This window comes from Methylobacterium sp. ME121 (assembly GCF_000974725.1).
Lineage (GTDB): Bacteria > Pseudomonadota > Alphaproteobacteria > Rhizobiales > Beijerinckiaceae > Methylobacterium > Methylobacterium radiotolerans.
Map to the genome: position 1 here is coordinate 44,609 of NZ_BBUX01000029.1, position 23,843 is coordinate 68,451.

A 23,843-nucleotide genomic window follows, 5' to 3' on the forward strand; every position below is an offset into this window, starting at 1 on the left:
CCGCGCGACGGCGCCGATCCGTGAATGATCTTACCCGATCGCGCGAAAATAGAGGAAACGCTTTCGTTGACTCGGTCTCGCAGCGATCGAATACTCGGCACCCTGATCCCTCGACGGATCATTCCCGAAGACGAGGACGCCAGATCCGCCCGGTCGCGCGACCGGGGCGGTGACGCGCGCCGTTCCCGCCGCGCGGTCGCGCGGCCCGGAGACCCGAGATGACCGACGCGCCCTCCCGACCGGGCAGCCCCTCCTCCGATCCCGCGCCCTCCCGGCGGCGCCTGCTGCAGGTCGGCGCCTGCTGCAGGTCGGCGCCGCGGCCGCGGCCCTGCCGCTCGGCCTCGGCATGGGCACCGGCCGCGCCTGGGCGCCCGGACCGGGGGCACCGTTCGATCCCGGCCCGCTCTGCCGGCCCGCCGCCGCGGAGGCGCCCGCGGGCCCGCTCCGGACCGTGAAGCTGGCCTGGAACGCCACGGCCATCTGCACGGCGGCCGCGCCGCTCGCCAAGGAGCAGGGGATCTTCGCCCGGCACGGCCTCGACGTGGAGTTCGTCAATTTCGGCGGCTCGACCGAGGCCCTGCTGGAGGCGATCGCCACGGGCAAGGCCGATGCCGGGATCGGCATGGCCCTGCGCTGGCTCAAGCCCCTGGAGCAGGGCTTCGACGTGAAGATCACCGCGGGGCTGCACGGCGGCTGCCTGCGGCTGCTCAGCGCCAAATCCTCCGGCATCGCCGACATCGCCGGGCTGAAGGGCAAGACCATCGCGATCAGCGACCAGGCGAGCCCGGCCAAGAACTTCTTCGGCCTGCTGCTCGCCAAGGCGGGGATCGACCCGGAGAGCGGGGTCGAGTGGCGGCAGTACCCGGCCGACCTGCTGAACCTCGCGGTGGAGAAGGGCGAGGCGCAGGCGCTGGCCGATTCCGACCCGCGGACCTGGATCTGGCTGAAGGACCCGCGCTTCACCGAGGTCGCCACCAACCTGTCCGGAGAATACGCCAGCCGGACCTGCTGCGTCGTGGCGGCCCGCGGCAGCCTGATCCGGAACGACCGCGCGGTGGCGCGCGCGCTGACCCGGGCGATCCTGGAGGGCGGCCACGCCGTCCACCGGGATCCCGAGGCCGCGGCCCGGGCGTTCTCCGGCTACGGCGGCAAGGGCTCGATCGCGGATCTCGCCGCGATGCTGCGCAGCCAGCAGCACGGCGACAGCCCGGTCGGCGGGGATCTCAAGCAGCAGCTCGCGCTCTACGGGGACGAGTTGAAGCAGGTGAACGTCCTGCGGCGGTCCACCGACACGGCGAAGTTCGCCGAGCGGATCTACGCCGACGTGCTGAGCTGAGGCGCGCCATGTCCGGAAGCATCGCCGCCGGCGTCGCCCCGCGGGCCGCCGCCCCGTCCCGAAGGCTGCCGCGGCCGCCCTGGCGGATCGTCCTCGCGGGTGCCGCCTGGCTCGCCCTGGCCGGGGTGACCCTCGGCCTGCCCGAGGCGGACGACCTGCCCGAGACCGCGGCCCTCGGCTCCGGGGCGGCGGCGCTCGGCCTCGCCCTCCTGGTCTTCGCGCCCGCGGCCGGCCGCCTCGGCACCCTCGGGGTGCGGCTGCGGCACGGGAGCCCCTGGTTCGCGGTGCTGGCCCTGGCGCTGATCGCCTGGGAGGCGGTGACGGCGAAGCTCGCCCTGCTGCCGATGCCGTTCTTCCCCTCGCCCCAGGCGATCCTGGAGGTCTTCCTCGATGACTGGCCGAAGCTCGGCGGCAGCATCCTCAACTCCCTGATCCTGCTCTCCGGCGGCTACGCCATCGGGGCGGCGACCGGCTTCGTCCTGGGCGTCGCCATCGGCACCTTCCGGGCGGTGGGCTACTGGGCCCATCCGGTGCTGCGCTTCGTCGGGCCGCTGCCGGCCACGGCGTGGCTGCCCCTCGCCTTCTTCGTCTTCCCGTCCTCGTGGTCGGCCAGCACCTTCCTGGTGGCTCTGGCCACCGGCTTCCCGGTCACGGTGCTGACCTGGTCGGGGGTGGCGGGCGTCAACAAGGCCTATTTCGACGTGGCGCGGACGCTCGGCGCCTCGCGCGGCTTCCTGATCCTGCGGGTCGCGATCCCGGCGGCGCTCCCGCACGTCTTCGTCGGGCTGTTCATGGGGCTCGGCGGCTCCTTCGCGGTGCTGGTCGTCGCCGAGATGCTCGGCGTGAAGTCCGGCCTCGGCTGGTACCTCCAGTGGGCGCAGGGCTGGGCCGCCTACGCCAACATGTACGCGGCGCTGATCGTGATGGCGCTGATGTGCTCGTCCCTGATCACGCTGCTGTTCCGCCTGCGCGACCGCCTGCTCGCCTGGCAGAAGGGGCTGGTGCAATGGTAGCCGCCGCGACCCTCGAATGCCCCGAAGCCGGCGCGGCCGGCGCCCGCCTGACGGTCGAGTCCGTCAGCCACGCCTTCGCGATCCGCGGCGCGCCCCTGTTGGTCCTCGACCGGGTGAGCCTCGACGTGGAGCCCGGCGGCTTCGTCGCGCTGCTCGGCCCCTCGGGCTGCGGCAAGTCCACCCTGCTGCGGCTCGTCGCCGGCCTGGAGCCGCCTGACCAGGGCGCGATCCGGGTCGACGGCGACCCGGTCGAGGGCCCGGACCCGTCCCGGCTCCTCGTCTTCCAGGACCCGACCCTCTACCCGTGGCGGACCGTGCGCGGCAACGTCGCCCTCGGGCTCGAGGCCCGCGGCGTCGGGCGGTCGCGGGCGGCCCGGGTCGACCGGGCGCTGGGGCTCGTCGGCCTGTCCGGCTTCGCGGATGTCTACCCGCACCAGCTCTCCGGCGGCATGGCGCAGCGGGCGGCCCTCGCCCGGGCGCTCGTCAACGAGCCGCGCCTGCTGCTCCTCGACGAGCCGCTCGGCAAGCTCGACGCCCTGACGCGGCTGGCCATGCAGGCCGAGATCCTGCGGCTCTGGCAGGAGAAGCGCTTCACCGCGCTCCTCGTCACCCACGACGTCGAGGAGGCGCTGGTCCTGGCCGAGCGCGTGATCGTGCTCTCCGACCGCCCGGCCGCGATCCGGGCCGCGCTGCCGGTCGCGGTGCCCTATCCGCGCCACCGCGACGATCCCGAGATCGTGCGGCTGCGCCGGGAGATCCTGGGAATCCTCGGCCAGCCGGCCTGAGCGTCGCCGCCGCGTCAGCCCCGCGCCGCCGACGGGGCCGCCCCGACGGCCGCTGCCCGCGGCCGGTGCCGGCCGATCCAGAAGACCAGGGCGCAGCCGGCGCCGGTGAGGGCGCAGAGCGGGAGCAGGGCGACGGGGAAGCTGCCGGTCTGCTCGCGCAGCACCCCGATCAGCGAGGTGATCGCCCCGGTGCCGAGATGCGCCAGGGTGTTGATCGCCGCGATGCCGGCGGCCGTCTGGGCCGGCGGCAGCGTCTCGGTCGCCAGGGCGAAGAACGGGCCCTTGATCGCGTAGTTGCCGAGCAGGACCAGCGAGAGCAGGACCAGCGTCATCCAGAGCGAGCCGGTCAGCAGCGTCAGGGCGAAGCTCACCGAGGTCAGCGCCAGCGGCAGGGCCGTGCTCCAGATCCGCTCGCCGCTGCGGTCCGCCCGCAGGCCCCAGACGATCATGAAGACCGAGGCGATGCCGAACGGGATCATGTTCAGCAGGCCGGTCTGCAGGTTGCTGAGGCCGAACCCCTTGAGGATCTGCGGCATCCACAGCGACAGCGTGTTGCTGGTGGCCGAGCTGCCCGCGTAGATCACGGCCAGCAGCCAGACCTGCCGGCTCGCGAGCACCGCCCAGACCGCCGCGAGGCCGTGGGCGTGGTGCCCGGCGCCCGCCTCGGCGGCGCGCCGCTCGGCCTCCAGCCGGTCCGTCAGCCAGCCGCGCTCCGCCGGGCTCAGGAAGGTCGCCTCGGCCGGCCGGCTCGGCAGCAGCGCGAGGGCGGCGACGCCGAGGATGACGGCTGGGACCGCCTCCATGATCAGCAGCCACTGCCAGCCGCGCAGGGACGCGGCGCCGTCGAGGGTGAGCAGCGCCGCCGAGAGCGGCGAGCCGAAGAAGCTGGAGAGCGGGATCGCGACCATGAACATCGCCACGATCCGCGCCCGGTAGGCCTTGGGGAACCAGTAGGTCAGGTACAGGATCACGCCCGGGAAGAACCCGGCCTCGGCCGCGCCCAGCAGGAAGCGGGCGGTGGCGAAGCTGACCGGACCGGTGACGAAGGCCGAGCCGATGCCGACGAGCCCCCAGGTGATCATGATCCGCGCGATCCAGATCCGCGCGCCGACGCGCTCCATCGCGAGGTTGCTCGGCACCTCGAACAGGACGTAGGCGACGAAGAACAGGCCGCCGCCCAGGCCGAAGGCCGCGGCGGAGAGGCCCAGATCGTGGTTCATGGTCAGCGCCGCGAAGCCGACATTGACCCGGTCGACGTAGGCGATGAAGTAGCAGAGCACGAGGAAGGGGATCAGGCGCAGGCCGACCTTCCGCATCGTTCGGCTCTCGAAGGCGGCCGCGTCCGCCGCGTGTGGCGTGGTCGGTGTTGCCATGGTCCTGTCCTCGCTGGAATTCGGGCGGGCGCGCCCCGGCCTAGCGGTCGAAGCGGAAGAGTTCGGCGGGCGTCTCGGCCAGGACGATCCGGCGCTCGGCCGGGTCCGGCACCCAGGCGTCGAGGTCGCGCCGGGCCTCGGCGGGGCTGGCCTGGGTCTCGAACTGCGTGTGCGGCCAGTCGCTGCCCCAGAGCAGGCGCCGCGCCCCGAAGGCGCCGCGCAGGCGCTCGGCGGCCTGCAGCGCCGTCTGCCGGCCGGCCTCGCCGCTGCCGATGCGGTAGGCGCCCGACAGCTTGACCCAGACGCGGCCGCCGCGGCCGAAGCCGAGCAGGTCGGCGAAGCCCGGATCGGCGATGCCGAGGGCCGGGTCGATCCGGCCGAAATGGTCGACCACGACGGGGACGCCCGCCTCGACCAGCGGCGGCAGCAGCCGCGCGAGGCGCCGCGCCTCGGCCTGGACCTCGATCTGCCAGCCGAGATCCGCCACGCGCGCGAGGTGGGCGCGCCAGACCGGGCCGGCGAAGTCCGGGTCCGGCCGCCCGATCAGGTTCAGGCGCAGGCCGACGACGCCCTGCCCGGCGAGGTCGCGCAGCGCGGCGGTCTCGGCCTCCGGGGCCAGCACGGCGATGCCGCGCAGCCGCTCCGGCGCGGACCGCAGGGCCGAGACCATGTAGCCGTTGTCGGTACCGAGGAAGCTCGGCTGGATCAGCACGCCGCGGGCCATGCCGTTCCGGTCCAGCATGGCGCGGTAGTCGGCGATGCTCGCGTCGTAGTCGGGGGCGTAGCGGCGGTCCCCCGTGAGGGTGAGGGACCGGGTGAAGACGTGGGCGTGGGTGTCGACCGCCGCCACGCCGTCGGCGGCGGAGCCGGGCCCGGCCGCGCGGCCGCGGGCCGGAAGCGCGAGCGTGACGCCGCCCGCGAGCAGGGTGCGGCAGAAGCGGCGCCGGTTCATCGGATCATCTCACGGTCTGGGGGATCAGCGCGCCGCCGGACTGCCGATCCGGCAGGAGCGCGACGGCGAGGAGGACGAGCCCGTAGGCACCGAGGGCCGACAGGCCGATCGCCGGGCCGAGCCCGCAGATCTCGCTGAGCAGGCCGACGCCGAGGGGCAGCAGGCCGGAGGCGAGGCGGCCGGCGTTGTAGCAGAAGCCCATCCCGGTCCCGCGCAGGCCGTCCGGGAAGAGCTCGCTGAACAGGGCCGCGAGGCTCGCGGGGATGCCGGCGGTGCAGAAGCCGAGGGGGGCCCCGAGGAGGAGCAGGCCCGTGCCGCCGACCGGCAGCAGCAGGTAGAGGACGACCAGCGCCATGCAGCCGGCCGCGTAGAGCGCCACCGTCCGGCGCCGCCCGAGCCGGTCCACGAGCCCGCCGGCGACGAGGCAGCCGAGGCCGAAGGCCGCGATGATGATCGCGAGGTAGAGCCCGGTGCCGAGGACCGAGGCGCCGCGCTCGACGCTCAGGTAGGTGGGCAGCCACGTGAACAGGGCGTGGAAGCCCCCGTGGGCGCCCAGGCCGAGCAGCGTCGCGAGCACCGTGACCCGGCGCAGGCCGGGCGCGAAGATCGCGAGCGATCCGGCCGGCGGCCGGGCCGGCCTTCCGACCGGCCGCGCCGGCTCCGGGACCGAGCGGCGCAGGTAGATCAGGAGGAGCGCGGGCGCGAGGCCGCAGGCGAACAGGGCCCGCCAGGCGGTCTCCTGATCCAGCACCGAGAAGGCCGCGGTGGCCAGGAGCACGGCCGCCCCCCAGCCGAGGGCCCAGCCCCCCTGCACGGCGCCCAGCGCCCGGCCGCGGTGCTCGGGCCCGATCGCCTCCGCCATCAGCGCGGCGCCGGCCGCCCACTCGGCGCCGAAGCCGATCCCCTGCAGCGCCTTCAGGGTCAGCAGCTGGGCGAAGCTCTGCGCGAAGGCCGCCAGGAAGGTCGCGACCGCGAACCACAGCACCGTGATCTGAAGGGCCCGGACGCGGCCGATCCGGTCCGCCGCGAGGCCGCCGAGCCAGCCGCCGAGCGCCGCCGCGACGAGCGTGACCGCGCCGATCAGGCCGGCCTCCGAGCGGCTGAGCCCGAAGCTCGCGACCAGCGCGGGGATGGCGAGGCTGAACATCTGCACGTCTAGGGCGTCGAGCGACCACCCGCCCAGACAGGCCCAGAAGGTGCGACGCTCGGCCGGACCGACGTCGCGGTACCAGCGGAACACGGGCTTTCCTCCGCCCTCCGAAGAGGACTAGTCATTTATATGAATAAATGAGCACGCGCGCGCCGGCGCGTCAAGGCGCCGGCCTCTCAGCGGATGTCGACGTGATACCGGAAGTCCTTGGCCGCACCGCGGGTCACGCGCCACTCGATCGGGCGGGCGTCGAAGCCGAAGGCGAGGCGCTCGATGACCACGACCGGGTCTCCGTCCGCGATCTCGAGGCGCTCGGCGTCGGTCGCGTCGGCGATGCCGACGGTCAGGGTCTCCTCGGCGCGGGCGACGATCTCGCCGCAGAGGCGCTCGTAGGCGGGGTAGAGGAGGTCGCCGATCTCCGTCAGCGGGGCCGTCAGGATCGGTGCGAACCGTGCGGCCGGCAGCCAGATCGCCTCGGACAGGATCGGGCGGCCCTGCAGGTGGCGCGTCCGGATCAGGCGGATCGCCGCGCCGCGCGCGTCGAGACCGAGGGCCTCGCGTGCGGCCGCGGGGGCCGGACGGGCCTCGCGCGACAGGATCCGCCCCTCCGGCACCGCCTGCGTGCCGTCCGGCCCGAGATGCCGGAAGAACCGGAACAGGGACCGGTCGAAGCGCGGCCGCCGCACGAAGGTGCCGCGGCCCTGCTGACGCTCGACGAGGCCGTCGGCGACGAGGACGTCGATCGCCTTGCGCACGGTGCCGATGGCGACCCGGTGGGTCGCCGCCAGCTCCGCCTCCGTGGGGATCGGCTCGCCCGAGCGCCAGACGTTGCGGGCGATCTGGAAGGCGATCTCGTCCCGCAGGCGCTGATAGAGCGGCAGACGGAGATCGGGCTGCGGCGCGGACGTTGCGGTCATGTGTATGACTGTATGACCAACGCCGGCGGACGCCAATGGGTGGCACAGCGGTGTCGGCGTGCCCGAGGGGCCGGTCCACAGCGTCGCAGGACTGGACCTATCCGCGGGGTCGCGGGTTCTCGCCGGGATTTCCCGGAACCAACCTCCAGCGAGGCGCGGATGGTCGAACGTCACACGGCCCAGGAGAGCCGACAGGGCCGGCGCGGCAGGCCGGTGCTGGTCGTGCTGCTCGTCAGCGTGGGGCTCATGATCGCCGCCCTGGCCGGGCTGATGATCTGGCAGGGTGAGACCGCGCCGCCCGATTACGCCAGCCAGAGCCAGGCCGCCGCCCGCACGGCCGTCACCGGCTCCGGGAGCGGCGCGGGCGCCGCGCCGTCCGGCCCGCGGTCCGCGCCCTGACCCACGACGACGGGCACCGGCGGCCTCGCCCGGCCTTCGAGGGGAGCCGAGACGTCCCTCATGACGCTCGACGACGCCCCCAAGACGAAGGGTAATGCCCGGGCGCGGGCCCGCGTCGACGTCGAGTCGACGCCGTCGCTCGGCGATGCCGGCGACAGGGCTGATCGCGACAACGTCATCGCGATCATTGCGCGGTCGTCGACCGGGCACCCGGGCAAGACTTCGGCGACCCGAACTTGATCCCGCCGGGAACCGCCTCATTTCGTCACGAGGCTCGAGCGCGACGGGAAGCGCCTGAGGGTTCGGACCGCCTGCACCGCCCAACGCCGTCGACGTCCGAGCCCCGCGCGCCCGGTCGTCGCGCAACACCCAAGGGGGACCACTCGATGAGCGAGACGATCGACAAGACGGACACGACGACGTTTCACATGGAAGGCAAATGCCCGTTCGGCGGCGACCGGATCGGCGGCGCCCTCGGCAACCGGCCGACGCTGGAGAACTGGTATCCCCATCGCCTGCGGGTGGAGGTGCTCCACCAGAACGGGCTGGCGGCCGATCCCCTCGGCCCGGATTTCGACTACGCGGCCGAGTTCGCCAAGATCGACTTCGAGGCGCTCAAGCGCGACATCAAGCAGTTCCTGACCTCGTCGGTGGACTGGTGGCCGTCCGACTACGGCAATTACGGCCCGCAGATGATCCGGATGGCCTGGCACTCGGCCGGCACCTACCGGATCGCCGACGGGCGCGGCGGCGCCGGCACCGGCCTGCAGCGCTTCGCCCCGATCTCCAGCTGGTGGGACAACGGCAACACCGACAAGTCGCGGCGCCTCCTGCAGCCGATCAAGCACAAGTACGGCAACGCCCTGTCGTGGGCCGACCTGATGGTGCTCACCGGCAACTGCGCCCTCGAGATCATGGGCCTGCCGACCTACGGCTTCGCCGCCGGCCGCCTCGACGCCTGGGAGGCGGACAACGCCACCTACTGGGGTCCGGAGGTGGTCGAGATGGGCTCGGTCTCGAGCTTCGACGACATGGTGAACCGCGACAAGCGCTGGCGGGGCAAGAACGGCGACGCCGATTACGACCTGGAGAACCCGCTGGCCGCCTCCCACCAGGCGCTGATCTACGTGAACCCGGAGGGCCCCTACGCGAGCGGCGACCCCCTGGCCTCCGCGCGCGACATCCGGATCACCTTCACCCGCATGGCGATGAACGACGAGGAGACGGTGGCGCTGATCGCGGGCGGGCACGCCTTCGGCAAGAGCCACGGCATGACCCCCGCCAAGGAGATCGGTCCGCCCCCCGAGATGGCGCCGATGGAGGCGATGGGCCTCGGCTGGCACAATCCGAAGGGGTCCGGCGCCGGCAAGGACACGATGACCAACGGCATCGAGGGCAGCTGGACGCCCGATCCGACCAAGTGGGACAACGCCTACCTGGAGAACCTCTTCAGGTTCGAGTGGGAGCAGACCAGGAGCCCGGCGGGCGCCCTCCAGTGGACGCCCAAGGATCCCGACGCGCCGAAGACGCCGGACGCCCACGTCGCGGGCCAGATGCACCCGCTGATGATGATGACCTCCGACATCGCCCTGAAGGTCGACCCCGACTACCGGAAGGTCTGCGAGAAGTTCCTCAACGACTTCGACGCCTTCACCCAGGCCTTCTCCAAGGCGTGGTACAAGCTGACCCACCGCGACATGGGTCCGAAGCACCGCTACCTCGGCCCGGAGGCGGTGATCGAGGACGGGCTCCTGTGGCAGGACCCGCTGCCCGAGCGGGACTACGCGCTCGTCGGCGAGGCCGAGATCGCCGCGCTGAAGCAGGCGATCGCCGCGACCGGCCTGTCGGTCTCCGATCTCGCCTTCACGGCCTTCTCGGCGGCCTCGACCTACCGCGACAGCGACAAGCGCGGCGGCGCCAACGGCGGCCGCCTCGCGCTCGCGCCGCAGAAGGACTGGGCCGTCAACCGGCGGGCCGCGCCCGTGGTCGAGGCCCTGCGCGGCGTGATGGCGACTTTCAACGACGGGCGCAGCGACGGGAAGAAGATCTCGCTGGCGGACCTGATCGTGCTGGGCGGCTGCGTCGCCGTGGAGAGGGCGGCCCGCGACGCCGGGGTCGAGACGCCGGTCCCGTTCACGCCGGGCCGGGTGGACACGACGCAGGCGCTCACCGACCTCGAGATGTTCGAGTGGCTGAAGCCGGTGGTGGACGGGTTCCGCAACTACGTCGACGACGGCTTCGGGCAGATGACGCGCAGCGTGTCGCCGGAGGAGATGTTCCTCGACAAGGCCAACCTGCTGACGCTGACGGCCCCGGAATGGACCGTCCTGACCGGCGGCCTGCGCGCGCTCAACGCCAACCACGACGGGTCGAACCGGGGCGTCCTGACCGACCGGGTCGGGGTGCTGACGACCGACTTCTTCCGCAACCTGACCGACGTCGACCTGGTCTGGGAGAAGGCGGACGCGGACGGGATGACCTTCGCGCTCAAGGACCGCGCGAGCGGGCAGAGGAAGTTCGAGGCGACCCGCAGCGACCTCGTCTTCGGGTCGAACGCGCAGCTCCGGTCCATCGCCGACGCCTACGCGGGCAGCGACGGCCAGCGCCGCTTCGTGGCGGACTTCGTCAAGGCCTGGGACAAGGTCATGATGCTCGACCGCTTCGACGTGAAGGGTCACCGGCGCTACGGGCCGATGGCGGCCTGAGACCCGCCATCGGGACCGCCCGCGCCTCCCGGCGCGGGCGGTCCCTCAGAGCGCTCGCCTCACGGCCTGAGGCTGTGCGACGCCAGCGCGGCCCAGTACGCGGCGCCGACCGGCAGCGCCTCGTCGTTGAAGTCGTAGCCCGGATTGTGGAGCGGCAGGCTCCGCTGCGCCCCGTCGGTCCCGATCCAGGCATAGGCGCCGGGACAGGCCTGGAGCATGTAGGCGAAATCCTCCGACGCCATGGAGGGTCCGACCTCGCCGCGGCGCGCGGTGATGTCCGGCACGGTCCCGGCCGCCTCCAGGGCGGTGCCGACGGCGTCGGCGGTGTTGACGGTGGCGGGGTACCCGAACCGGTAGTCCACCTCCGCGCGGGCGCCGTGCGTGCCGGCCGTCCCGCCCGCGATGGCCGCGACGAGCTCCGCGACGCGCTTGCGCACGGCCTCGTCCAGGCACCGGACCGTGCCGCGGATGACCGCGCGCTCGGGGATGACGTTGTAGGCGTCGCCGCCGTGGATCTGCGTGACGCTGAGCACGACCGGGTCCGTGGGCGCGATCCGGCGGCTCACGATGGTCTGCAGGGCGAGGACGATCTCGGAAGCGACCACCAGCGTGTCGGTGCCGCGCTCCGGCATGGCCGCGTGGGTCCCGAACCCGGCGACCGTGATCTCGAACGTGTCGAGGGAGGCCATGATGGCGCCGACCCGGGTCGCGAAGGTCCCCAGCGGCAGGCCCGGCCAGTTGTGCAGGCCGTAGACGGAATCGCACGGGAACAGCCGGAACAGGCCGTCCTCGACCATGGCGCGCCCGCCGCCCTCGCACTCCTCCGCCGGCTGGAAGATGAAGTGCACCGTGCCGGAGAGGTCGGTGCGCGACGCGAGATGCCGCGCCGCGCCGAGCAGCATCGCCACGTGGCCGTCGTGCCCGCAGGCATGCATCACGCCGGGCGTCCGGGAGGCGTAACTCGCGCCCGTCGCCTCCTGGATGGGCAGGGCGTCCATGTCGGCCCGCAGGCCGACGGTCGGCCCGTCGCCCCGGCTCAGGGTCCCGACCACGCCGGTGCGGCCGAGCCCGGTCTTCACCGAGAGGCCGCAGGCGGCCAGTTCCCGGGCGACGAGCTCCGCCGTGCGGACCTCCTGGAAGGCCAGCTCGGGGTGGGCGTGCAGGTCGCGCCGCCACGCGACCATCCGCTCCACGGTCTCCGCCTCGATGCCCATGCGACCTCTCTCAAATGCCGGCGCTGCCGGAGCGCCTCGATCCCCCGTCCGGACCCTACGCCGATCGGCGCGGCGGTTCACCCCAGCGGGGCGTGCATGAAGAACTGGGCGATCAGGACCGCGCCGAGGAAGGTCCCGGCATTGGCCATGAACGAGACCACGACGATCCGCCAGCCGAGGCGGCGGAAGGCGGGCACGTCCTTGGCGACCGAGAGCCCCGCGAAGGTCAGGATCGGCGTGGCCAGCGCCAGGAAGTTGAGCTTGCCGGTCAGGGCGGCGATCTCGGCGGCGTAGGGCGTGCCGGGATAGGTCAGCGCCATGCCGATGATCGAGACCCAGAGGACGGCGGGCAGGCGCCGGCCGAGGAGCAGGTAGAGGCCCCAGCCGGCGAGCACGGTGCCGATGATGATCGCCATCCCGGCCACGACCTGCGCGTCGGGGACGACGCCGTAGGTGAGCCAGTTGCCGATGAGCCCGTAGGCGCCGATCAGGATCCAGGCGAGCACGGTCTCGCCGAGGCCGATCCGCACCTCCTGATGGGCCGGCGCGGCCGCCTGCGCGGCGCCCTGCGGGTCGGCGGCCGCCGGGCGGGCGGCGTCCGGCCGGTTGCGGCCGAGGATCGGCTCCAGCTTGCCGTAGGCCCAGATCGTGAAGGGCAGCGACAGGAACAGCGTGAAGTACGTGCCGATCGTGGTGGTGACGAGGTTGCTGGCCGCCGCGAAGGTGGCGACGTCCTTGGCGACCTCAGGCGTCTGCTGGGCCGCGATCGCCCCCGAGGCCGCGGCCATCATGCTGCCGGAACCGACGCCGGCGCCCATCGCCAGCGCCAGCGGGTTGAAGATCCCGAGGCTGGTGACCAGCCCGGCCAGCAGGGCGATGAACACCGCGCCGAACACCGTGCCGGTCAGGTACTCGGCCAGCACGCCGCGCCCCTCCGGCGAATCCATGCCGTAGCGCTCGCCGATGATGGCGAGGCTCGGCTCGCGGCCGACCGAGAAGGTCGCGCCGATCGCCTCGCGCTTGATGCCGAGCAGGAGGGCGACCGGCAGGCCGAACACCATCGTGCCGAAGAAGTGGCCGAATTCCTGAAACGCCAGGGCCCAGCCCGAGGCCAGGATCTTCGGCAGCGACCCGCCGACGAGCAGGCCGAGCTTGGCGATGAAGATCAGGAGCGCCGGCTGCAGATAGGCGCCGGCCGCGTTCTGCAGGGCGCCCGACAGCCGCAGCGGCGCGGGTAGGCGCGGGCTCATCAGCCCCAGCGCGCCGCCCAGCAGCAGGGCCCAGAGCAGCGGGAGCAGCACGATCTTGCCCGACCCCACCGGGATGCTGACGTTGCCGATCGCCTCCGCGATGACGACGATGACCAGGGCGAGCAGGAACAGCGTCAGCTTCCCGCCGCCCGAGACGGCGGGCGCGACCGGTCTCGCCTCCGCCGCATAGAGTTCGCCCGCCATCGTCATTCTCCCCTGCCCTGCTCGGGCCTGCCTGTTGCTCCGCCTGCCGGTCTCGATCGCCGGTCTTGTCGCCTGATCCTGTCGAACGGTCCGCCCGGCGTCGGGCTCAGCCCACGTAGCCGAAGGTCACGGCCGGCGCGGCGGCGGTCTCGACCCAGACGCTCTTGGTCTGGGTGTAGGCCATCAGCGCCTCGCGGCCCGAGGAGCGGCCGAAGCCCGAGCGGCCGAAGCCGCCGAAGGGCGAGGCCACGTTGATGGTCTTGTAGCCGTTGACCCAAACGGTGCCCGCCCGGAGCGCCGCCGCGACCCGGTGGCCGCGCCCGCCGTCGCCGGTCCAGACCGCGCCGGCGAGGCCGTAAGGCGTGCCGTTGGCCAGCGCGACCGCCTCGTCCTCGCCGTCGAACGGCAGGACCGCCAGGACCGGGCCGAACACCTCCTCCCGGGCGATCGCGGCGTCCGGCGCGACGCCGTCCACGATGGTCGGGCCGTAGTAGAAGCCGCCCGTGTCCCGCAGGGCTGCGGGGCAGGCCCCGCCCGCCGCGATCGTCGCCCCCGCCCCCGCGGCGGCCTCGACCATGGCGGCGATCTTGTCCCGCTGGCGCCGGTTGTTGATCGGGCCGATCTGCGTCGCCGGGTCGGCCGGCGCGCCGACCGGGATGCGCGCGGCGGCGTGGGACAGGCGCTCGACGAAGGACGCGTGGATCGAGCGGTGCACGAGGAGCCGGGAGCCGGCCACGCAGCTCTGCCCGGCGCCACCGAAGATCGCGGCCTGCGCGCCGATCAGCGCCCGGTCGAGATCGGCGTCGGCGAACACGATGTTGGCCGACTTGCCGCCGAGCTCCAGCACGCTCGGCACGATGGCGCGGGCCGCCGCGGCGGCGATCTGCGCACCGGCCTCGGCCGAGCCGACGAACACGACCAGCCGGGTCTCGGGATGGGCCACCGCGGCGGCGCCGGTGGTCGGGCCGGCGCCCGCCAGCACCGAGACGAGGCCGCGGGGCATCCCCTCGGCCCGGTCGCAGAGCAGGCCCAGCGCCAGCGAGGTCAGGGGCGTCAGCTCGGAGGGCTTCAGCACCACGGCGTTGCCGGCGCAGAGCGCCGGCGCGATCTGCCAGCCCGCGGTGAAGATCGGGGCGTTCCAGGGGGTGATCTGCACCACGGTGCCGAACGGCTCGTGGCGGGTGTAGTTCAGGTGCGAGGTCGGGACCGGGATGACGTCGCCGTGGAGCTTGTCGCACCAGCCGGCGTAGTACTCGAACATCTCGGCGACCTTGGCGACCTCGCCGCGCGTGTCGCGGATCGGCTTGCCGGCCGAGAGGGTCTCCAGCTCGGCCAGAGCCGCGGCGTGCTGCCGGACCAGGGCGGCGACCGCCCACAGCGCGCGGCCGCGGGCGGCGGCGCTCATGCCCCACCACGCGCGCTGGGCGTCGCGGGCCGCCGCCATGGCGGCCTCGACGACCGACGGCCCGGCATCGGCGAAGGTCGCGAGCACGCCGCCGTCGGCGGGGTTGATGAGATCGAGGGCGGCGCCGGTCCCGGCGAGGATCTCGCCGGCCACGACGCTGCCGATGCGGCCGCCCGGCAGCAGGTCGGCCAGGAGGGCGGCGACCCGATCGGCGGCGGGCGAGTGCGGCGTGCCGGACATCAGTGGGCTCCCTTGGGATCGCGGTAATCGGCCATGCGGGTGAAGTCGGCCGCGTCGGGGATGGCGGCCTGCGTGGCCTGCCAGATCCGCTTCACCTCGGCGGAAAGCGGCAGGTCGATCCCGCAATCGGCGGCGAGTTCGAGGGCGAGGCGCACGTCCTTGCGCATCAGGCCGGCCGAGAAGCCGCTGTCGAAGGTGCCGGACTGGACCCAGCGCGGGACCATGACCTCGCTGATCGCGCTGCGGCCGGTCGCGGTGTTCACGACCTTGACGGCCTCCTCGGCCGAGAGGCCCGCCGCCTCGGACAGGCGCAGGGCCTCGCCGGTGGTCACGAGATGGGCCGCCACCAGCAGGTTGTTGACGAGCTTGACGATGTTGCCGGCGCCGGACGGCCCGACGTGGGGCGCGCGGGCCGACATGGCCTCCAGGACCGGACGGGCCAGTTCGTAATCCGCTGGCGTCCCGCCGATCATCATGGTCAGGGTGCCCTCGGCGGCGCCGGACGGGCCGCCGCTCACCGGGGCGTCGAGGAGCGCGTGACCGGCCGCGGCGAGGCGCTCGGCGAGGCGCCGTGTCGTGCCGGGATCCGAGGTCGAGGTGTCGATCACCACGACCTTCCGGTCGGTCCGGGACAGGAGGCCGCCCTCCGCGGTGACCACCGCCTCCACGTCCCGCGCCAGCGGCAGCGAGAACACCAGGGCGTCGGCCCGGCGGAGCACGTCGTTGAGGGCGTCGAGGGTGGTGACGCCGGCCGCCTCGGCAGCGGGGCGCCGGCCCGCGTCGATGTCGTAGCCGAGGACCGCGAAGCCCTTGCGGGCCAGGGTCGCGGCCATGCCCAGACCCATATTGCCGAGCCCGACGACCCCTACCGTTGCGATGGTCATACCGATCCGTCCTCACCGTGCGGGAGGATGATCTCGGCAAACGAGCGTTGCTACAATCATGGATTTTTGCACGTAACGTGCGGAAATCCAGCACGGTAGGGTCAGGCCGGTGGCGGACGGAACGCCACCATGTGGTCGGCCAGCCAGCCTAGCAGGCGCGCCGCGCCCTCGGGCAGCCGTCGCCCGGCCCGGATGACGAGGTGGGCGGTCGCCTCGGACAGGATGCTGTCGCGCAGCGGCACAGCGTCGAGGAGGTCGGCCCGCAGCTCGGCCGCGACCACGAAGCGGGGCAGGAAGGCGACGCCCATCGCGGCCATGACGAAGCGGCGATGCAGCTCGAAGGACGCCGTCTCCAGCCGCGGCACCAGCCGGAAGCCGCCATCCGCCTCGACGCGGCCGATCAGCTGGCGCACCCCGTGGTCGGGCGGCAGGAGGGCGGCGGGCTCGGTGGCGAAGCTGCGCAGCGGAACCGGCGCCGATCCATCCGCGAGGGGATGGTTTTTCGGCAGGATGGCGAGCAGCGGCTGCCGGGCGGTGACGATTCCGCGGACATCCGGATGCGCGGGCGGGTTGTAGACGAGGCCGATATCCGCGTCCCCCCGGGCTATGGCCGCGAGGATCCCGTCGGTGGTGCCGATCTCGACCTGATAGGCGATGCCCGGATGGTCCTGCGCGAACCCGGCGAGTGCATTGTCGAGGAGGTCGATCAGGAAGCCGGCGCCGCAGCGCAGGCTGACCGTGCCCCGCTGCACCCCGCGCAGGCGCTTCAGCTGGTCCTCCAGCAGCGCCGCCTCGTCGGCCTGCCGCTGCGCGTGCGCGGCGACCAGACGGCCGGCCTCGGTGGGGACGACACCCCGGGGCAGGCGCTCGAGCAGGGTCTCGCCGACCTGCGCCTCGAGCTCGATGATCTGCCGGCTCACCGCCGAGGCGGCGACGTTCAGCACCTCGGCGGCCGCCCGGACCGAGCCCGCGCGCACGACGGCCAGCAGGTAGCGCAGGGCGCGGTCGTTCACGGCGGCGGGTCCCCGGCGGCGCCGCGCCGGTCGACCGCGACGGCGCCCCGCGCCACGACGAGCACCGGTTCCTGGCGCTCGACGATCACCTGCGGCACGCCGCCGGCCGCGAAGGCGATCAGGTCGGCCCGCGCGCCGGGCGCCACCGCGCCCGGACCGATGCCGAGCACCCGTGCCGGGACGGCGGTGATCGGGTCGAGGAGCCCCGCGAGATCCGCATCGGCGCGCAGATCGAACCGGTAGGCGGCGAGCTGGGCGCGGGCCACCATGCTGGTGACGGTGGCGGGGTTCCAGCAGTCGCGGACGTTGTCGGTGCCGAAGCAGACCGGGACGCCGAGGGCCCGCAATCGCGGGATCGGCGGGCATCGGGCCCCGCCCGGGACGCTGCTGAGGATCGCGACGCCGGCCCTGTTCAGGGCTTCCGCGATCCGGCCGAGTTCCCGGTCATCGGCCTCCGCCAGGGCGAAGGCGTGGCTGATCGTGACCTGCCCGCCGAGCCCGGCCGCCATTGTCCGGGCCGCGATCGCCGCGATCGTGTCGAGGCCGGCCGCACCGCCCTCGTGGAGATGGATGTCGATGCCCCTTCCGTGCCGCTCGGCCAGGGCGAAGACGATGTCCAGGTGACCGTCGCGGTCGCCGTCGATGCCGACGGGATCGAGGCCGCCGACGAGGTCCGCGCCCATCCGCAGGGCGGCGTCCAGGTCGTCGGCGACCGGCGGGCATCCCAGGATCCCGCTCTGCGGAAAGGCGACGATCTGGATCTGCAGGCGGTCGGACCAGCGCGCCCGCAGGTCGAGGATCTGGGCGAGGTGGTCGAGCCGCGTGACGTCGTCGACGTCGACATGGGTCCGCAGGCTCGTCGTGCCGCCGCGGAGCATGCGTTCGAGCAGCGCCTCGGCGCCCTGCTCGGCGAGCGGGATCCGCGTGGCGCGGCGGAACGCCTTCTCGTCGTCGATGATCGCCCGGACGGACCCCGCCGCCGCGTGCGGGCGCCACGGGAGGCCGAGCAGGCACTTGTCGAGATGGACGTGCCCGTCGGTCAGGCCCGGCAAGACCAGGGCGCCGCCGAGATCGATCGTGCGGCCGGCGGGCGGCAGCGGCGCGCCGGGATCTCGCAGCGCCGCCACGCGGTCGCCCAGGATGTCGACGGTTGCCCGGCTTCCGTCGGCGAGCGCGGCGTCGCTGAGGCGCAGGTCGCAGGGAGCGTCCGCGGGCGGTTCGGCGATCGACGTCATGGCGGGGGCTTCCTTCAGAGCGGCCGGCCCGCCGCCACGACGGTCCGGATGGCGAAGCTCGACTGCAGCCGGGCGACCCCCGGCAGCCGCGACAGCACATCCTTGTGCAGCCGCTCGTAATCGGCCGCGTCGATCACCTTGAGCTTCACGAGGTAATCGGCTGTCCCGGTCATCAGATAGCAATCCTGCACCTCGGGACAGCGCCGGACGGCCGCCTCGAACCGGTTGAGATAATCCTCGGTCTGGCGGTCCAGGGTGAACTGGGTGAGGACCACGAGGCCCGGCCCGTCGACCGCGCCGCCGATCAGCGCCGTGTAGCCCCGGATGATCCCGGATTCCTCCAGCAGCCGCACGCGGCGGTGGCAGGCCGAGGCCGACAGGCCGACCGCCGCGGCGAGATTCGCGTTGCTGATCCGGCCGTCGCCGCGCAGGGCCTGGATGATGCGGCGGTCGATCTCGTCCACGCGCGACTCGCAGGATCTTCGAAGAGGCCGCAGAAACTTGCACAGCCAAGCTTCACATTCAAATGTCTTCGACAGGACGCACGCTCATTCGACGATCCTCCGTGTAGCCTTCCGGCACTGCATCCGAGCGCTGTCCCGAGGGCCGCCATGAGCATGATCGATCGCGATCTCCGGCCCGATGCGGGCCCGGCCGGGACGGCCTCCGCACTCCTCACGATCAATCTCGCGGCCCTCGCGGAGAATTACCGCCTGCTCGCCGCCCGGGCGGGGACCGCGACCTGCGCGGCCGTCGTCAAGGCGGACGCCTACGGGCTCGGCGCCGACCGGGTCGCGCCGGTTCTGGCCGCCGCGGGCTGCCGGCACTTCTTCGTCGCCCAGGTCGGCGAGGGCGTGGCGCTCCGGTCGATCCTCGGACCCGGCGCGGTGATCGTCGTGCTCAACGGCGCCGCCCCGGGCAGCGAGGCGACCTGCGCAATCCACGACCTCGTGCCCGTCCTGAACGACCGTTCCCAGCTCGACGGCTGGCAGAGCCTGGCCCGACGGCGCGCGCGGCGCCTGCCCGCGATCCTCCAGGTCGACACCGGCATGGCCCGCTTCGGCTTCGCGCCGGACGAAGTCGGCGCGCTGCTCGACCGGCCGGACGCCCTCGCGGGCCTCGACCTGCGGCTGGTGATGAGCCACCTCGCCTGCGCGGGCGAGCCGGACAGCCCGGTCAACGCGGCGCAGCTGTCCGTCTTCCGGGCCGTCCGCCGGCGCCTGCCCGCGGTGCCGGCGAGCCTCGCGGCCTCGTCGGGGATCTTCCTCGGTCCGGACTTCCACTTCGACCTGGTGCGCCCCGGCGCCGCCCTCTACGGGATCGCCCCGCAGGAGGGCGCGCCGAACCCGATGCGGCCGGTGATCGGGCTGCGGGCCCGGGTGATGCAGACGCGCAGCGTCCCGGCGGGGACGCCGGTCGGCTACGGGCACGCGGCCACGGTCGCCCGGGACAGCCGCCTCGCCACGGTCGCGATCGGCTACGCCGACGGGTTCTTCCGCAGCACGGCGGGCGGCGCGGCGTGGTTCGGCGGCGTTCGCCTGCCGGTGGTCGGGCGCGTCTCGATGGACAGCCTCGTCCTCGACGTCACCGACGCGGCGCCCGGCACCCTCGGCCCGGGCGCGCTCGTCGACATCGTCGGGCCGGAGCGCGACGTCGACGCCGCCGCCGCCGCGGCCGGCACGATCGGCTACGAGGTCCTGACCAACCTCGGCCACCGCTTCCACCGCGTCTATCTCGGAGCCTGAGGCCCGCCATGCACGTGCTCATCCTCGGCGGCGGCGTCGTCGGCGTCACCTCGGCCTACTACCTCGCCCGGGCCGGCCATCAGGTCACCGTGCTGGAGCGCCAGCCCGGCGCCGGCCTGGAGACCAGCTTCGCCAATGCCGGCCAGGTCTCGCCGGGCTACTCGGCCCCCTGGGCGGCGCCCGGGATCCCCGTGAAGGCGCTCAGGTGGCTGATGATGCGGCACCGGCCCCTGGTGCTGTGGCCGCGGCTGGAGCCCCGCCTCTACGCGTGGCTCACGCGCATGCTCGCGAACTGCACCGAGGAGGCCTACCGGCGGAACAAGGGCCGCATGGTGCGGCTGGCCGAGTACAGCCGCGACGCGCTGCGCGACCTGCGCACCGAGACCGGCATCGCCTACGATCACCGGGAGAAGGGCACGCTGCAGCTCTTCCGGACGCGGAAGCAGCTCGACCATGTCGGCGACGACACCCGCGTCCTCGACGCCTACGGCGTTCCCTACACGGTGCTGGATCCGGCCGGCTGCATCGCGGCCGAGCCGGCACTCGCCGCCGTGCGCGACGTCTTCGTCGGCGGCCTGCGGCTGCCGGGCGACGAGACCGGCGACGCGCACCTGTTCACACAGCGCCTCGCCGCGCTCTGCGAGAGCCTCGGCGTGACCTTCCGCTACGGCACGGCGATCGCGCGGCTGCATCACGCCGGCGACCGGGTGACGGCGGTCGAGACCGCCGACGGGGCGCTTCTGCGGGCGGACGCCTACGTGGCGGCGCTGGGCAGCTACACGCCGGCCCTGCTGCGCCCCCTCGGGATCGCCCTGCCGGTCTACCCGGTGAAGGGCTACTCCCTGACGCTGCCGATCACCGACGCGGAGGCCGCGCCGGTCTCGACGGTGATGGACGAGACCTACAAGGTCGCGATCACCCGGCTGGGCGACCGCATCCGCGTCGGCGGCACCGCCGAGCTCGCCGGCTTCAGCAACGCCCTGCGCGGGCCGCGCCGCGAGACCCTCGCGCGCTCGGTGCAGGACCTGTTCCCGGCCGGCGGCGATCTCGACCGCGCCTCGTTCTGGACCGGCCTGCGGCCGATGACGCCGGACGGCACGCCGATCGTCGGGGGCACGCGGGTCGGGAACCTGTTCACCAACACCGGTCACGGCACGCTGGGCTGGACCATGGCCTGCGGCTCGGGCCGCCTGCTCGCCGACCTCGTGTCCGGCCGCGCCCCCGAGATCGCGAGCGACGATCTGGCGCTCGACCGCTACGCCGCGTGAGCCGCGCGGTCATGGCAACGCCGGCGCGCCGCGCGACGCGTGTCGTTGCGCACCAGCACAACCCTGCCCCGCGCAGTGCAGAACGAGACATGACTCTGCGTTGAAAAATGCGCCGCGAGTCACCGCGAGGCATGTTCGCGACCCCGGCACGGTCATTCATTATTCATCGCGATACGACCACCGGTTGATTACATGATGTCCATGAATGGCGGAATCACGACATCGCGGCATAACTTCTGACAGACTCGGGCAACCCCTCGCACCGGATCGAGTTTAGGATCTGAACGAACGATCCGGGTGCGCAGATGAGTTTCATCGTCGTACAGGGCCAGGAAGATCACGAGCAGGCGGACGCCGTTCTCCGGGGCGTCGCCGACGGGCTGGCCCGCCTGTTCCGCGTGCCCGATCACCCGCCCGGCGTTCAGGACCTGCTGGATGCCGGAACGCGGGACGAGGGTGACCGCCCCGGGCAGGTTGTCCAGCGCGGCGCGCGGCGCGGCGGGAGCCAGGAGCCTCCCGGGGCCCGGTCGGTGAAGACGGGCACCCGCGGGACGCGTCGCGGAGCGGCTCGACCGTCCAGCCGCGCGCGCGGGCGCCGGGCGATGGCCGAGGCGCAGTCCGGGCAACGCGACCCGTCCTGAGTCCGGCCCCGGCCTCAGCGCGCCGCGGACAGGCCGAAGCGCCGGATCTCCAGGTGCATCTGCTCGAGCGGCAGGACCTTGGCGGCCGCGCCGCGGTCGATCGCCTCCTTGGGCATCCCGAACACGACGCAGCTCGCCTCGTCCTGTGCGACCGTCTGCGCTCCGGCCCGGCGCATCTCCAGCAGGCCATTGGCGCCGTCGTCGCCCATGCCGGTCAGGAGGATGCCGAGGGCGTTCGCGGCCGCCGCCCGGGCGGCCGACCGGAACAGGACGTCGACCGACGGGCGATGGCGCGCGACGAGAGGACCATCCTTCACCGACACCGCGTAGCTGCCGCCCCGGCGCTCGACCATGAGGTGACGCCCGCCGGGGGCGATCAGGGCGCGGCCCCGCATCACGGGATCGCCGTCCTCCGCCTCCTTGACGGTGATCGCGCAGAGGCCGTTCAGGCGCTTGGCGAACGCCGCCGTGAAATGCTCCGGCATGTGCTGCACGATGACGAGGCCGGGGGACTCGGCGGGCAGCACCTCGAGCACGTCGCGCAGGGCCTCCGTCCCACCCGTCGACGCGCCGATGCAGACGATCCGGTCGGTCTCGACCACCACGCGACCGGGGACGGGCGGCGGCAGGACGGCGTCGGCCGAGAGCTTCGCCTCGACCAGCTGCCGGGGCGGCCGGCTCCCGCGCAGCTTGGCCCGCGCGGCCGCCCGGACCGCGTCGCAGACCCGGACGGTGGACTCGAGCAGGAACTGACGCGTGTCGACCCGCGGCTTCGGCAGCACGTCGACGGCCCCCGCCTCCAGGACCTCGAACAGCATCCGGGAGCCCGCCCCGGTCAGGGTCGAGCAGACGATCACCGGGAGCGGCTTCTGCGCCATGATCTTCCGCAGGAAGGTCAGTCCGTCCATGCGGGGCATCTCGAGATCGAGGATGATGACGTCCGGGATCTCCTCCTGGATCCGGCGGGCGGCGATGAACGGATCGGCGGCCGTTCCCAGGATCTCGATGTCGGGCGCCGTCTCCAGGATGCTGCACAGGGTCTGGCGGACGGAGGCCGAGTCGTCGACCACGAGGACGCGGATCGGTCGGGACGCGCTCACCGGCTGGATTCCCTCAGCTTGCTGAAGACGGTGGAGGAGACCTGGTCGAGGCCCGCCACGCCGACGCCCGCCATGGACTCGGAATGGCCGACGATCAGGTAGCCGCCGGGGCGCAGATGCGCGGCCAGACGCGCGACCACGGCCTTCTGGGTCGGCTTGTCGAAATAGATCAGCACGTTGCGGCAGAAGACGAGGTCGACGTCCCGGTCGATCGGGTAGACCTCGTCCATCAGGTTGAGCTGCTGGAACCGCACCCGGGCGCGCAGCTCCGGCACGATCCGCCCCTCGCGCCGGGCCCGGTCGCGCGCGACCATCACGTAGCGCCGCCGCAGGTCCGGCGGCACGGCGGCCAGCATCTCCTCCGGGTAGATCGCCGTGCGGGCGCGGTCGAGCACCTCCGACGAGATGTCCGTCCCGAGGATGGCGTAGCGGAATCGGTCGGCGGCCATGTCGTGCAGGACCATCGCCAGCGTGTAGGCCTCGGCCCCCGTCGAGGCCGCCGCGCTCCAGACCTTGAGCAGCGGCCGGTCGCCCCGCGCCGCCAGCCGCGGCACGATCGTCGTGCGCAGCAGGTCGAAATGCGCGGGCTCGCGGAAGAAGTCGGTCTTGTTCGTCGTCACGCAGTCGACGAGGTGCGGGAACTCGTCCGCGAGATGGCCGGCCTCGAACAGGTGGCGGCCATAGGCCTCCAGGGTCGGGAGATCGAGGGCGCGCATGCGCTTGCGCAGCCGGCCCTCGACCATGGTGCGCTTGGCCGGCGGGAGCTGGATGCCGACGTGCTGCTGGATGAGGTCGGCGACGGAGCGGAAGTGCCGGTCGCTCAGGTGACCCGGATCGGCCTCCATGGTGGTGGATCCCTCAGGCGGCCTGCGAGGGTGCGGCCTGCGAGGGTGCGGCCAGCGCCGGGCCGTCGCCGTCCATGAGCGCGACGAGGTCGAACACGACCACGAACGCCTCGCCCCGGCGGCCGATGCCCGCGATGTAGCGCGCGTTCCAGCGCCCGCCGACCTCGGG

At 73.3% G+C, this 23,843-nt stretch carries 22 protein-coding genes and 1 pseudogene; 8 read left to right on the forward strand and 15 right to left on the reverse strand.

The window, feature by feature from the left end; all coding sequences use genetic code 11:
• The first annotated feature begins 169 nt into the window (after window positions 1-169).
• Genes ME121_RS18395 through ME121_RS18405 form a run of 3 tightly spaced genes read left to right on the forward strand, consistent with a single transcriptional unit; the run spans window position 170 to window position 3,134 of the window.
• Window positions 170-1,336, forward strand: coding sequence for an ABC transporter substrate-binding protein (locus ME121_RS18395; RefSeq protein ID WP_408902470.1), 1,167 nt, complete (start codon window positions 170-172; stop codon window positions 1,334-1,336).
• Between the two features lie 8 nt (window positions 1,337-1,344).
• Entirely contained in the window at window positions 1,345-2,349 is a 1,005-nt protein-coding gene (locus tag ME121_RS18400; RefSeq protein WP_029359528.1) for an ABC transporter permease, read from the forward strand.
• Window positions 2,343-3,134 (forward strand): ABC transporter ATP-binding protein, encoded by a 792-nt coding sequence (locus ME121_RS18405; RefSeq protein WP_059409406.1) that lies wholly within the window; start codon window positions 2,343-2,345, stop codon window positions 3,132-3,134. The genes ME121_RS18400 and ME121_RS18405 overlap by 7 nt, the downstream gene beginning before the upstream one ends.
• Window positions 3,135-3,148: 14 nt before the next feature.
• Here ME121_RS18405 and ME121_RS18410 read toward each other — a convergent pair whose 3' ends face one another.
• The 4 genes from ME121_RS18410 to ME121_RS18425 form a co-directional block, all read right to left on the reverse strand.
• On the reverse strand, window positions 3,149-4,507 hold the full coding sequence (locus ME121_RS18410; RefSeq protein ID WP_024828549.1) for an MFS transporter: 1,359 nt from the start codon (window positions 4,505-4,507) through the stop codon (window positions 3,149-3,151).
• Window positions 4,508-4,547: 40 nt separating this feature from the next.
• Window positions 4,548-5,459 (reverse strand): amidohydrolase family protein, encoded by a 912-nt coding sequence (locus ME121_RS18415; protein WP_012321746.1) that lies wholly within the window; start codon window positions 5,457-5,459, stop codon window positions 4,548-4,550.
• Window positions 5,460-5,463: 4 nt separating this feature from the next.
• Window positions 5,464-6,699 carry an MFS transporter gene (locus ME121_RS18420; protein WP_059409407.1) on the reverse strand — a complete coding sequence of 412 codons (1,236 nt, stop codon included), beginning with the start codon at window positions 6,697-6,699 and terminating at the stop codon, window positions 5,464-5,466.
• An 86-nt stretch (window positions 6,700-6,785) separates the two neighbouring features.
• Complete coding sequence (locus tag ME121_RS18425; RefSeq protein ID WP_024828552.1) at window positions 6,786-7,526, reverse strand: GntR family transcriptional regulator; 741 nt, start codon at window positions 7,524-7,526, stop codon at window positions 6,786-6,788.
• Window positions 7,527-7,685: 159 nt separating this feature from the next.
• On the opposite strand from ME121_RS18425, the gene ME121_RS18430 reads away from it, so the two are divergent.
• From ME121_RS18430 to katG, 3 genes are all read left to right on the forward strand, one after another.
• Window positions 7,686-7,925: a hypothetical protein gene (locus ME121_RS18430; protein WP_012321743.1), complete on the forward strand. Its 240-nt coding sequence runs from the start codon at window positions 7,686-7,688 to the stop codon at window positions 7,923-7,925.
• A gap of 60 nt (window positions 7,926-7,985) precedes the next feature.
• Window positions 7,986-8,165, forward strand: a complete 180-nt coding sequence (locus ME121_RS18435; protein ID WP_012321742.1) for a hypothetical protein — start codon at window positions 7,986-7,988, stop codon at window positions 8,163-8,165.
• 146 nt (window positions 8,166-8,311) lie between these two features.
• Window positions 8,312-10,630 (forward strand): catalase/peroxidase HPI, encoded by a 2,319-nt coding sequence (gene katG, locus ME121_RS18440; protein ID WP_059409408.1) that lies wholly within the window; start codon window positions 8,312-8,314, stop codon window positions 10,628-10,630.
• Between the two features lie 59 nt (window positions 10,631-10,689).
• On the opposite strand, the gene ME121_RS18445 is transcribed toward katG, so the two are convergent.
• The 7 genes from ME121_RS18445 to ME121_RS18475 all read right to left on the reverse strand — a co-directional run bounded on the left by ME121_RS18445 (window position 10,690) and on the right by ME121_RS18475 (window position 18,539).
• Window positions 10,690-11,844, reverse strand: coding sequence for a M20 aminoacylase family protein (locus ME121_RS18445; RefSeq protein ID WP_059409409.1), 1,155 nt, complete (start codon window positions 11,842-11,844; stop codon window positions 10,690-10,692).
• Window positions 11,845-11,921: 77 nt separating this feature from the next.
• Window positions 11,922-13,304, reverse strand: coding sequence for a DUF3100 domain-containing protein (locus tag ME121_RS18450; RefSeq protein WP_058606311.1), 1,383 nt, complete (start codon window positions 13,302-13,304; stop codon window positions 11,922-11,924).
• 100 nt (window positions 13,305-13,404) lie between these two features.
• Window positions 13,405-14,943: an aldehyde dehydrogenase family protein gene (locus tag ME121_RS18455; protein ID WP_053621888.1), complete on the reverse strand. Its 1,539-nt coding sequence runs from the start codon at window positions 14,941-14,943 to the stop codon at window positions 13,405-13,407.
• Window positions 14,943-15,827, reverse strand: a complete 885-nt coding sequence (locus ME121_RS18460) for an NAD(P)-dependent oxidoreductase (protein ID WP_059409410.1) — start codon at window positions 15,825-15,827, stop codon at window positions 14,943-14,945. Before ME121_RS18460 ends, ME121_RS18455 begins: the two co-directional genes overlap by 1 nt.
• Before the next feature lie 101 nt (window positions 15,828-15,928).
• The gene (locus tag ME121_RS18465; RefSeq protein ID WP_012321736.1) at window positions 15,929-16,840 is read right to left on the reverse strand and encodes a LysR family transcriptional regulator; all 912 of its coding nucleotides are present in this window, start codon (window positions 16,838-16,840) and stop codon (window positions 15,929-15,931) included.
• Window positions 16,837-18,075: an amidohydrolase gene (locus ME121_RS18470; RefSeq protein ID WP_059409411.1), complete on the reverse strand. Its 1,239-nt coding sequence runs from the start codon at window positions 18,073-18,075 to the stop codon at window positions 16,837-16,839. Before ME121_RS18470 ends, ME121_RS18465 begins: the two co-directional genes overlap by 4 nt.
• Before the next feature lie 14 nt (window positions 18,076-18,089).
• The gene (locus ME121_RS18475) at window positions 18,090-18,539 is read right to left on the reverse strand and encodes an Lrp/AsnC family transcriptional regulator (RefSeq protein WP_059409412.1); all 450 of its coding nucleotides are present in this window, start codon (window positions 18,537-18,539) and stop codon (window positions 18,090-18,092) included.
• A 147-nt stretch (window positions 18,540-18,686) separates the two neighbouring features.
• On the opposite strand from ME121_RS18475, the gene alr reads away from it, so the two are divergent.
• Both alr and ME121_RS18485 read left to right on the forward strand, forming a co-directional pair.
• The gene (gene alr, locus ME121_RS18480) at window positions 18,687-19,820 is read left to right on the forward strand and encodes an alanine racemase (RefSeq protein WP_089231848.1); all 1,134 of its coding nucleotides are present in this window, start codon (window positions 18,687-18,689) and stop codon (window positions 19,818-19,820) included.
• 8 nt (window positions 19,821-19,828) lie between these two features.
• The gene (locus tag ME121_RS18485; protein WP_024828562.1) at window positions 19,829-21,088 is read left to right on the forward strand and encodes a D-amino acid dehydrogenase; all 1,260 of its coding nucleotides are present in this window, start codon (window positions 19,829-19,831) and stop codon (window positions 21,086-21,088) included.
• Between the two features lie 188 nt (window positions 21,089-21,276).
• Here the strand turns inward: ME121_RS18485 and ME121_RS33795 are convergent, their stop codons facing one another.
• From ME121_RS33795 to ME121_RS18505, 4 genes and pseudogenes are all read right to left on the reverse strand, one after another.
• Window positions 21,277-21,714 carry a hypothetical protein gene (locus ME121_RS33795; RefSeq protein ID WP_206406886.1) on the reverse strand — a complete coding sequence of 146 codons (438 nt, stop codon included), beginning with the start codon at window positions 21,712-21,714 and terminating at the stop codon, window positions 21,277-21,279.
• 29 nt (window positions 21,715-21,743) lie between these two features.
• A complete protein-coding gene (locus tag ME121_RS18495; RefSeq protein ID WP_012321731.1) occupies window positions 21,744-22,829 on the reverse strand; it encodes a protein-glutamate methylesterase/protein-glutamine glutaminase in 1,086 nt (361 codons plus the stop codon).
• The gene (locus ME121_RS18500) at window positions 22,826-23,674 is read right to left on the reverse strand and encodes a CheR family methyltransferase (protein ID WP_012321730.1); all 849 of its coding nucleotides are present in this window, start codon (window positions 23,672-23,674) and stop codon (window positions 22,826-22,828) included. Before ME121_RS18500 ends, ME121_RS18495 begins: the two co-directional genes overlap by 4 nt.
• A gap of 13 nt (window positions 23,675-23,687) precedes the next feature.
• Window positions 23,688-23,843 (reverse strand): annotated as a pseudogene (locus tag ME121_RS18505) (chemotaxis protein CheW); the annotation flags it as partial.

What these genes read in the sequence shown, in the direction of transcription:
- ME121_RS18400 (WP_029359528.1), top strand. Translation starts at nt 1,345, where the DNA reads ATGTCCGGAAGCATCGCCGCCGGCGTCGCCCCGCGGGCCGCCGCCCCG.
- ME121_RS18405 (WP_059409406.1), top strand. Translation starts at nt 2,343, where the DNA reads ATGGTAGCCGCCGCGACCCTCGAATGCCCCGAAGCCGGCGCGGCCGGC.
- ME121_RS18410 (WP_024828549.1), bottom strand. Translation starts at nt 4,507, where the DNA reads ATGGCAACACCGACCACGCCACACGCGGCGGACGCGGCCGCCTTCGAG.
- ME121_RS18415 (WP_012321746.1), bottom strand. Translation starts at nt 5,459, where the DNA reads ATGAACCGGCGCCGCTTCTGCCGCACCCTGCTCGCGGGCGGCGTCACG.
- ME121_RS18425 (WP_024828552.1), bottom strand. Translation starts at nt 7,526, where the DNA reads ATGACCGCAACGTCCGCGCCGCAGCCCGATCTCCGTCTGCCGCTCTAT.
- ME121_RS18430 (WP_012321743.1), top strand. Translation starts at nt 7,686, where the DNA reads ATGGTCGAACGTCACACGGCCCAGGAGAGCCGACAGGGCCGGCGCGGC.
- ME121_RS18435 (WP_012321742.1), top strand. Translation starts at nt 7,986, where the DNA reads ATGACGCTCGACGACGCCCCCAAGACGAAGGGTAATGCCCGGGCGCGG.
- katG (WP_059409408.1), top strand. Translation starts at nt 8,312, where the DNA reads ATGAGCGAGACGATCGACAAGACGGACACGACGACGTTTCACATGGAA.
- ME121_RS18445 (WP_059409409.1), bottom strand. Translation starts at nt 11,844, where the DNA reads ATGGGCATCGAGGCGGAGACCGTGGAGCGGATGGTCGCGTGGCGGCGC.
- ME121_RS18450 (WP_058606311.1), bottom strand. Translation starts at nt 13,304, where the DNA reads ATGACGATGGCGGGCGAACTCTATGCGGCGGAGGCGAGACCGGTCGCG.
- ME121_RS18455 (WP_053621888.1), bottom strand. Translation starts at nt 14,943, where the DNA reads ATGTCCGGCACGCCGCACTCGCCCGCCGCCGATCGGGTCGCCGCCCTC.
- ME121_RS18460 (WP_059409410.1), bottom strand. Translation starts at nt 15,827, where the DNA reads ATGACCATCGCAACGGTAGGGGTCGTCGGGCTCGGCAATATGGGTCTG.
- ME121_RS18470 (WP_059409411.1), bottom strand. Translation starts at nt 18,075, where the DNA reads ATGACGTCGATCGCCGAACCGCCCGCGGACGCTCCCTGCGACCTGCGC.
- alr (WP_089231848.1), top strand. Translation starts at nt 18,687, where the DNA reads ATGAGCATGATCGATCGCGATCTCCGGCCCGATGCGGGCCCGGCCGGG.
- ME121_RS18485 (WP_024828562.1), top strand. Translation starts at nt 19,829, where the DNA reads ATGCACGTGCTCATCCTCGGCGGCGGCGTCGTCGGCGTCACCTCGGCC.
- ME121_RS18500 (WP_012321730.1), bottom strand. Translation starts at nt 23,674, where the DNA reads ATGGAGGCCGATCCGGGTCACCTGAGCGACCGGCACTTCCGCTCCGTC.